Here is a 680-nt window from a genome sequence, read left to right as displayed (position 1 = left end):
CGGAGGAGGCGGAGGACGCCCGCCGGGTCGCCCTGCTGCACCACCGGCTCGCCCAGCACCTCATCGCCGCCGACCGCGTCGCCGACGCGCTGCCCCACGCCGAGCAGGCCGTCGAGGCGTTCGCCGCGGCCACCGGCTCGTCCGAGCCCGCCGGGCGCGACCACGCCTGGGCCCTGGCCGGGCTCGCGCGGGCGCTCATGCTCGCCGACCGGCCCGAGGCCCGGGAGGTCGCCGAGACCGCGCACACGGCGGCCGTGCGGCTCGGCGCCCCCGACGTCGAAGCCGACACCCTCGCCACGCTCGCCGTCGTCCACTCCGGCGGCGCCGCGCCCGACGAGGTCGTCGACGCCCGGCTGCTCCAGGCGCTGCAGCGCGCCCGCGAGTCCGCCGACGTGCTCACCGAGCTGCGCGCCAGCGTCAACCTCGGCTGGTCCCGGTACTCCCGCGGCGACGTCGCGGGGACCCTCGAGGTGCTCGAGGCCGCGTGCGACCGCGCGGCCGCCACCGGGCTGCGCTGGAGCCCGCTCGCGGTCGAGCTGCGGGTGCTGCGCCGGGTCGTGCGCTACGCGGCCGGGCGCTGGGCGGACAACCCCGACGGCGACGCGGACCTCGCCCCCGACGCGGCGGCCGCGCGGCTGGCCGCGGCAGGGCTGTACGTGCAGGGCGGCCGCGGCGACGGA

The 680-nt window shown here is 80.6% G+C and carries 1 pseudogene; it reads left to right on the top strand.

The annotated features are described in order from the left end of the window. Positions 1–680: pseudogene (locus WCS02_RS20895) on the top strand (hypothetical protein); the annotation flags it as partial.

Origin of the sequence: Aquipuribacter hungaricus, assembly GCF_037860755.1 — a bacterium.
Taxonomy (GTDB): Bacteria; Actinomycetota; Actinomycetes; order Actinomycetales; family JBBAYJ01; genus Aquipuribacter; species Aquipuribacter hungaricus.
This window is presented reverse-complemented; position numbering and strand designations above follow the sequence as displayed.